The 8,019-nt window shown below is 76.6% G+C and carries 5 protein-coding genes and 1 pseudogene; 5 read left to right on the top strand and 1 reads right to left on the bottom strand.

Features of this window, described 5'->3' with window-relative positions; all coding sequences use genetic code 11:
- The 4 genes from PSR1_RS19835 to PSR1_RS19850 form a co-directional block, all read left to right on the top strand.
- On the top strand, positions 1-752 hold a 752-nt coding region (locus PSR1_RS19835), incomplete at its 5' end, for an AAA domain-containing protein (protein WP_237758164.1).
- Between the two features lie 52 nt (positions 753-804).
- The gene (locus tag PSR1_RS19840; protein ID WP_059439138.1) at positions 805-1,608 is read left to right on the top strand and encodes a ribonuclease H-like domain-containing protein; all 804 of its coding nucleotides are present in this window, start codon (positions 805-807) and stop codon (positions 1,606-1,608) included.
- Between the two features lie 140 nt (positions 1,609-1,748).
- Positions 1,749-4,028: a phosphoribosylformylglycinamidine synthase subunit PurL gene (gene purL, locus PSR1_RS19845; protein WP_059439139.1), complete on the top strand. Its 2,280-nt coding sequence runs from the start codon at positions 1,749-1,751 to the stop codon at positions 4,026-4,028.
- Positions 4,029-4,096: 68 nt separating this feature from the next.
- A complete protein-coding gene (locus PSR1_RS19850) occupies positions 4,097-5,578 on the top strand; it encodes a response regulator (RefSeq protein ID WP_237758165.1) in 1,482 nt (493 codons plus the stop codon).
- On the opposite strand, the gene PSR1_RS19855 is transcribed toward PSR1_RS19850, so the two are convergent.
- Positions 5,572-7,437, bottom strand: a complete 1,866-nt coding sequence (locus PSR1_RS19855; protein ID WP_059439141.1) for a hypothetical protein — start codon at positions 7,435-7,437, stop codon at positions 5,572-5,574. The genes PSR1_RS19850 and PSR1_RS19855 overlap by 7 nt on opposite strands.
- A gap of 321 nt (positions 7,438-7,758) precedes the next feature.
- Here PSR1_RS19855 and PSR1_RS19860 point away from each other — a divergent pair.
- Positions 7,759-8,019: pseudogene (locus PSR1_RS19860) on the top strand (hypothetical protein); the annotation flags it as partial.

The raw sequence follows: 8,019 nt of genomic DNA on the forward strand, positions 1-8,019 counted from the left end.
CGGCCGCGTACCTGGCGCTCCTGCGCGCCGACCGCGCGGTGCTGGCCGGCGACCACCTGCAGCTGCCGCCCACCGTGCTCTCCGCCGCGGCCCAGGCCGGCGGCCTGGGGGTGTCGCTGTTCGAGCGGCTGGTGGAGGCGCACGGCGACCGGGCGCGGGTGATGCTCGCCGAGCAGCACCGCATGAACGCCCGCATCATGGCGTTCCCGTCCGAGGCGCTCTACCGCGGCGCGCTCCGCGCCCACCCGGCCGCCGCCGGCCGCGCCGTGGACGACGCGCCGCTCGAGCTGGTGGACACCTCCGGGCGCGGCTTCGAGGAGGAGACGCCGGAGGGCTCCGACTCGAAGCAGAACGCCGGCGAGGCGGAGCTGGCGGCGTCGGAGGTCCGGCGCCTGCTCGCGGCCGGGCTCGCCCCCGGCGACGTGGCGGTGATCTCGCCCTACGACGCGCAGGTGCAGCGCCTCCGGCAGCTCCTCGCCGACGAGCTGGAGGCCGGCCTGGAGGTGGACACGGTGGACGGCTTCCAGGGGCGCGAGAAGGAGGCGGTGGTGGTCTCGCTGGTGCGCTCCAACGAGGCGGGCGAGGTGGGCTTCCTCGCCGACGTGCGCCGCATGAACGTGGCGCTCACCCGCGCGCGGGCGAAGCTGGTGGTGGTGGGCGACGGCAGCACCGTGTCGCGCCACCCGTTCTACCGGAGCTTCCTCGAGCACGCCGAGCGCGCCGGCGCGTGGCGGAGCGCCTGGGAGCGCTGACCCGGGCCGGCTTTGCGCGCGCGGCGGCTCCGCGCGTAAGCTCCGCCTCCGCATGATCCGCAGCACCTTCCGGCTCGCGCCGGGCATCGGCCCCTACCTCGAGGGGAAGCTCTGGAACGCCGGCATCCGGCGCTGGGCCGACCTGCCCGCCGCGCCCGCGGTGGCGCTCTCGCCGCGGATCGACGCGCGCCTGCGCGACGCGGTGGCCCGCGCCGAGGCCGCGCTCGAGGCGGGCGACGCCGACGCGCTCGCGGCCATGATCCCGCGCAACGAGCGCTGGCGGCTCTACCCCGCCTTCGCGGAGGACGCCGCGTTCCTCGACGTCGAGACCGACGGCGAGCGGCTCACCTGCGTGGGCGTGCTGGACGCGTCCGGGCCGCGGCTGTTCCTGGACGGTCGCGACCTCGACGCGTTCCCGGAGGCGGCGCGCGGCTGGAAGGTGCTCGTCACCTACAACGGCCTCGCCTTCGACGAGCCGGTGCTCCGGCGCGCGTTCCCCGGCTGGCGCCCGCCGCGCGCGCACGTGGACCTCTGCCACCTCTGGCGCCGCCTCGGCCACAGGGGCGGCCTGAAGCGGCTCGAGGAGGAGACCGGCGTCGGCCGCCCGGCGCACCTCCACGGCCTCTCCGGCCTGGACGCGGTCCGCCTCTGGCGCGCCTGGCAGGAGCGGGGCGACGCCGGCGCGCTCCGGCTGTTCGCCGAGTACAACCTGCACGACGCGGTCAACCTCCGGACGCTCATGGGCCTCGGCTACAACCGGCTGGTGGAGCGGCTGCGGCTCCCCGCCGCCCCGGTGCCGGTCTCCGAGCGCGGCGACGTCCGCTACGACCTGACGAAGCTGCTCCTGGCGCTGTAGGCGGTCCGCCCGGTGACGCGCCCGGGCGGCCAGGACCGGGGCGCCCCGGGCCCGCGGCGCGCGGCCGGCCGCACGCCCGGCGCCCGGCCGGACGACGAGCCTCGATCTCCCGGGCCTCCGCCGCTAGAATCCGCGGCCTCATGACCGAGCAGATCACCCCCGAGATCGTCGCGCAGCACGGCCTCAAGCCGGACGAGTACCAGCGCATCCTCGAGCACCTCGGGCGCGTGCCCACGCTCACCGAGCTGGGCGTGTTCTCGGTCATGTGGAGCGAGCACTGCTCCTACAAGTCGTCGCGCGTCCACCTGAAGACCTTCCCGACCAGCGGCCCGCGGGTGCTGCAGGGGCCGGGCGAGAACGCGGGCGTGGTGGACCTCGGCGACGGGCTCGCCGCCGCGTTCAAGATGGAGAGCCACAACCACCCGAGCTACATCGAGCCGTACCAGGGCGCGGCCACCGGCGTGGGCGGCATCCTCCGCGACGTCTTCACCATGGGCGCCCGCCCCATCGCCTCGCTGAACGCGCTCCGCTTCGGCGACCCGAGCCACCCGAGGACCGCCTACCTGCTGGAGGGCGTGGTGGCCGGCATCGGCGGCTACGGCAACTGCATGGGCGTGCCCACCGTGGGCGGCGAGGTGGCGTTCCACCCCTCGTACAACGGCAACTGCCTGGTGAACGCGTTCACGCTCGGCATCCTCCCCGCCGACAAGATCTTCCGCGGCACCGCCGCCGGCGTCGGCAACCCGGTGATGTACGTGGGGGCGAAGACCGGCCGCGACGGCATCCACGGCGCCACCATGGCGTCGGCCGAGTTCGACGCCTCCACCGAGGAGAAGCGCCCGACGGTGCAGGTCGGCGACCCGTTCATGGAGAAGCTGCTGCTCGAGGCGTGCCTCGAGCTGTTCCAGACCGACGCGGTGGTCGGCATCCAGGACATGGGCGCCGCCGGCCTCACCAGCTCGTCGGTGGAGATGGCCGGCCGCGGCGGGAACGGGCTCGACCTGTTCCTCGACAAGGTGCCGCTCCGCGAGGAGGGCATGACGCCGTACGAGATCCTCCTCTCCGAGTCGCAGGAGCGCATGCTGCTCGTGGCGGCCGAGGGCAAGGAGGAGCTGGTCCGGAGCATCTGCGAGAAGTGGGACCTCGACGTGGCGGTGATCGGGCGCGTGACCGCGAGCGGCCGCTGGCGCGCGCACTGGCGCGGCGAGGTGGTGGCCGACCTGCCGGTGGATCCGCTCACCGAGGGCGCGCCGAAGTACCACCGCCCCATGACCCCGCACCCGGCGCTGCCCGCGCTGCACGCCTTCGACCCGGCCACCCTGCCCGAGCCGGCCGACCTCGGCGCGGCGCTGCTCCGGCTGCTCGCCCGGCCCACCATCGCGTCCAAGGAGTGGGTCTACCGCCAGTACGATCACATGGTCCGGCTGGTCGGCGCGGTGCGGCCCGGCGGCGACGCCGCGGTGGTGCGCCTCGCGGTCTCGCACGACAAGCACGCGCACAAGGGGATCGCGCTCTCGGTGGGCGTGAACGGGCGCTTCTGCTTCCTCGACCCGTACCTCGGCGCCATGCACGCGGTGGCCGAATGCGCCCGCAACATCGCCTGCGTGGGCGGCGAGCCCATCGCCATCACCGACTGCCTGAACTTCGGCAACCCCGAGAAGCCGGAGATCATGTGGCAGTTCGCCGAGTGCGTGCGCGGCATCGGCGACGCCTGCCGCGCGTTCGGCACCCCGGTCGTCTCCGGCAACGTCTCGCTCTACAACGAGACCGAGGGCCAGGGCATCCTGCCCACGCCCACCGTCGGCATGGTGGGCCTGGTCGAGCCGGTGGAGCGCACCTGCCACTCCACCTTCCGCGACGCCGGCGACGTCATCGCGCTGGTGGGGAGCCTGCAGGGCGAGGTGGGCGGCTCGGAGTACCTGTCGGCGGAGCACGGCGAGGAGGCCGGCCGCCCGCCGGCGCTCGACCTCGCGCGCGAGAAGGCGGTGCAGGAGACCGTCCGCCGCGCCGTCCGGGCCGGCCTGCTCTCCTCGGCGCACGACTGCTCCGAGGGCGGCCTCGCGGTGGCGCTGGCGGAGAGCTGCATGATGCACGAGGTCCCCGCCGACGGCTCGAAGCCGGGCTGGATCGGCTGCGCGGTGCGCATCCCGTTCCCGGTCCGCAAGGACTTCGTGCTGTTCGGGGAGGACGCGAGCCGCATCCTGGTGTCGCTGCCCAAGGAGAACGCCGCCCGGTTCGTGGAGCTCGCGCAGGCGTGCGGCGCGCCGGTCATCCGCCTCGGGGCGGTGGGCGGCGACCGGCTGGAGATCCAGGGCGCGCTCTCGGTACCGGTCGAGGAGCTGGCGCGCGCGTGGCGCGACGGCATCCCCGCCGTCCTCCGCCGGGACGCCGCGCACGCCGGGGCGGCCGCGCCGGCCTAGCGCACGCCTGCGAGGGGCGCCGGCCGGCGCCCCCATCTCGCGGGCGGCGCACGCCTTCCACCTGGAGTATGGACTGGACGCGCCCCATGGACACCGTCGAGCTCGCCTGCATCTTCGTCCGGGCCGAGGGGGACCGCCTGCTCGCGGCGGAGCGGCTCGTGCTGGCCCTGCCGCACGTGCTCGGCGACGCCCTCGACGGCTGTGACCTCGCGTTCGCCTCGTCCACCCGGTTCCTCGCGGTGGCGGTCGCCGCCCGCGACGGGGCCGCCTCGGAGGCGGCGCGGGCGCGCCTCGCGTTCTGGACGGCGCGCGCCGGCGGCCGGCTGCTCGCGCCCGCCGACGCGCCGGACGCGGAGCGGGAGCGGCTGCGGGCGCAGGTGGACGCGTGCGACGTCGTCGCCGAGGGCATCCTCCCCGGCGACCTGCTCGACGTGTCGGGACGCTTCTTCGGCGAGGCCGGCGCGCCGGCGGGACGGCACCGCAGCGCCGCCGCGCACCCGGTGCTGTGCATGGACGTGGGCGGGCCCGGCTGGCAGGGCGTGCAGTGCGATCCCAAGGCGGGGACGCTGTTCGTGGCGGCGCCCATCGCGCCGCCGCCCGGCGACGTGCTCGCCCTCGCGCTCCGGCTGCCCGGGGTGGCGCGGCCGGTGGAGGCGCGCGCGACCGTGATGGACGTCCGCGGCCCCGCGCAGGCGCGGCCCGGCGCGCCGGCCGGCTACACGCTGCGCCTCGACGAGGCCCCGCCGGCGCTGCGCGACGCCCTCGCCCGCAAGGCCGCCGGCGCCAGCGAGGTCGGCGCCGGCACCCGCGCCACCGCCCGCTTCGCGGTGAGCGGCCCGGTCACGGTCGTCGCGCTGCCGCCGCCCGACCCCGCCGCGCAGGCGCGCATCGAGTACGCGACCGCCAGCGAGCTCGCCTCCGACTGGATCGAGAACCTCTCCCAGGGCGGCGCGTTCGTGCGCACCGCCCGGCCCGCCAAGGTGGGCGCGCAGCTCGTGCTCCGCCTCGCCCTGCCGAACGGCGTCGAGCTGTCCACCCCGGCGCGCGTGGTGTTCGCGAGCGCGAGCGGCATGGGCGTGCGGTTCACGCTCGACGCCGAGGCGGACGCGGTCCTCTCCGCGGCGGTGGCGCAGCTCTCCGGCCGGCCCCGCCGCGCGCTGGTGGTGGACGACGACGCGCTGCTCCGCCGGATGCTCGCCGACGCGCTCGGCGGCCGCGGGTTCGAGGTGCTCACCGCCGCCGACGCGACCGAGGGGCTCCGGGTGCTCGCGGAGGAGGTGCTCGCGCTCGACCTCCTCGTCACCGACGTGCGCATGCCCGGCATGGACGGCGCCGAGCTGGTGCGCCGGATCCGCACCGTGGGCGGGGAGGCCGACCTCGCCATCGTGGCGGTGACCGGCCGGCTCGAGGAAGGGCTGGAGCCGCGGCTCGCGGCGGCCGGCGCCGACGCGGTCCTGGACAAGGCGCTCGGCGTCGAGCGCATCGCCCAGGCCGCCGACGCGGTGGTGGAGCGCCGCCGGTCGGCGCCCGGCGGCGCGCCCGCCTACTGACAGCTCCGCACGTAGCTGAAGGTCGCGCTCGGTGTGGTGGGGGAGTCCGCGCCATCGGTCACCGAGAAGGTCTGCGTGCTCGTCGCCTGCGTGGCGGTGCAGGTGGCGACCTCCGGCGCGACGGCCGTGGCCTGCTCGCACGCCCCGCCCTCGCACCGCACGCTCATCGGGGTCACGCCGGCCGAGAACGCCACCTGGACCGGATCGCCGTCCGGATCCGAGACCTTCGGCGTCACCGCGTAGGTCCGCGCCGGGATCACCAGCGGGTACTGCACGCAGACCGACCCCGACCAGCGGCAGCAGAGCGCGTCGTCGGGGGGACGGTCGCACGTGACCACCTGCGTGACCGTGGAGGAGGTGGCGGTGGGCAGGCCGTTGCCGATCGAGAGCTGCGCCGCGGGCAGCGCGGTGGCGGTCCAGGGATCTGCGACCGAGGGCGCGATCGTGTGCAGGCCGACGAAGGCCGCGAGGTCGGACGGGGTCTGGTACGCGCCGCTGCACTCGATGATCGCGGCGCCGTCGGACAGGAGCGTGAGCCGGTCGCAGGCCGCGTCGCCGGTGCCGCCGGTGGGCGAGATGGGGTCGCCGTCCGGGTCCACCACGCGCCACAGCTCCTGCGTGGCGCGGTAGCGCCGGGCGATGGGGTCGAACGCGTGGAGGATCCCGAGCCCGCTCGACGGCGCCGACACCACCGAGGGCGGGCGGTTGCCCACCGTCACCGGCAGCTCGGCCCGCGCCGGCGCGCCGTTCGCGTCGGCGACCGTCACCACGATGGTGCGCTCCAGCCCCGCGCCGCCGGCGAGGTAGGGGGCGTCGGCCGGCGAGGCGTAGGGGATGGCCACGCGGAAGGTGAGCGCGGCGCCGAGGTCCTCGCCCTCGAAGACGCCGGCGTCGCCGTCGCCGGCGTGGTGCCAGGTCACGGTGCGCGGCTCGAGCGGATCGCCGTCCGGGTCGGTCACCGAGATCGGGATCCGCCCCTCGGCGACGAGGCGCGGGCCCGAGGCGTCGTACGCGTGCGGCGCCTCGGGGGGCGGCGTCGCGGCGACCGCCGGCGGGCGGTTGCCGACGCTCACCCGCGTGGCCGCGGCGCCGAGCACACCCGCGTCGTCGGACGCCTCGACCCGGAACACCCAGTCGCCCGAGATGGCCGTCCCGTCGGTCTCGATGGACACCGCCGGCGCGATGTCGTCGGGCCCGGGGGTGAAGGTCGCGCGGCGGTCGGCGCCGAGGGGGCGGCCGGCGGGCGGCTCCACCGTCCACTGCCAGCGGACCGGTCCCTGCGCGGCGGCGGCCGAGAGGGTGGCCGACAGCGCCACCGGGCCGTCGGGGGCGCAGCGCAGCGGCTCGCCCTGGCACAGGTGGCCGAGCGCGACGTCCGGGCCGGCGGCGACGGGCGGCGTGCCGGCGTAGGGCGCGACGTCCAGCTCGAGCCGGGCTGGCGCGCTCTCGGCGCCGAGCTGGTCGCGCACCACCAGCTCGATCGCGTAGCGGCCGGCGCACCCGAAGCGCACCCGCGCCAGCGGACCGGTGCCGGCCACCGCCGGCGCTGCGCAGGGCGCGTCCACGGCCGCGATCGTCCACGCGTGCGAGGCGACCGCGTCGCGGGGCGCGTCCGGATCGGCGCTCCCGCCGCCGTCCAGCTCCACCAGCGCGAACGCCTGCGGCCCCGCGGGCGCGGCGATGACCGCGATCGGCGGGGCGTTCGCGACGCAGGCGCCGGCCACGCAGCGCGCCGCCGCGCCGCAGCCGTCGTCCGCCTGGCACGTGCGCGCCGTGGCGCCGCCGCCCGAGCAGCCCGCTCCCGCTGCGATGACGAAGATGATGATCCCGAGCCGCTCCACGAACCCTGCGCTGCGCATCGGCCGTCCTCCTGGAAGGCGAAGTTCACGGATCGTACGGACGCACGATCCGGTTTCAAGCGGCGCGGTCGCACTGCGAGTGTCGTACCAGGGAGCAGATCCACCTTTCGCGAGTGATCCCGCATCCCGGACGCTGGGTCGAGTCCGCGCCTCGGGTGGGCGGTCCGCGGCGCGGACCGTCCGGCGCGCCCGAGCCGGGGTGGGTCACGCGGATCCACACGCGTCGGGGGCGCTGCACGCCGCTTGCAGCGGGCGACGCAGCTGTGCTGATAGTGCGGGCGCACTCAGCGTGACGGCGTGACGGATCGTGCGGAGGTGGCGATGGCGCTTTCGGGCGTGATGGGCATGGTGATCGCGGCGGCGGTCGCCTCGGGCGGAGAGCGCCTGCTGCTGTGCCGGCCGGTGGTGGACGGCGATCCGGCGCTGGCGCGGGCCGAGGCCGTCGGCGAGGCGGCGCGGGCGCGGCCGGGGCGCTGGCTCGACTACGGCGTCGCCTGCGACGGCGCGGCGGAGGGCGCGCGCGCGGCGCGGCGGGCCGGGCTGGCGCACGCGGTGGTGGCGCGCGCCGAGGGCCGCTCCGAC

This window comes from Anaeromyxobacter sp. PSR-1, assembly GCF_000964525.1.
GTDB lineage: Bacteria > Myxococcota > Myxococcia > Myxococcales > Anaeromyxobacteraceae > Anaeromyxobacter.

What these genes read in the sequence shown, in the direction of transcription:
- purL (WP_059439139.1), top strand. Translation starts at nt 1,749, where the DNA reads ATGACCGAGCAGATCACCCCCGAGATCGTCGCGCAGCACGGCCTCAAG.
- PSR1_RS19850 (WP_237758165.1), top strand. Translation starts at nt 4,097, where the DNA reads ATGGACTGGACGCGCCCCATGGACACCGTCGAGCTCGCCTGCATCTTC.
- PSR1_RS19855 (WP_059439141.1), bottom strand. Translation starts at nt 7,437, where the DNA reads ATGCGCAGCGCAGGGTTCGTGGAGCGGCTCGGGATCATCATCTTCGTC.
- PSR1_RS19840 (WP_059439138.1), top strand. Translation starts at nt 805, where the DNA reads ATGATCCGCAGCACCTTCCGGCTCGCGCCGGGCATCGGCCCCTACCTC.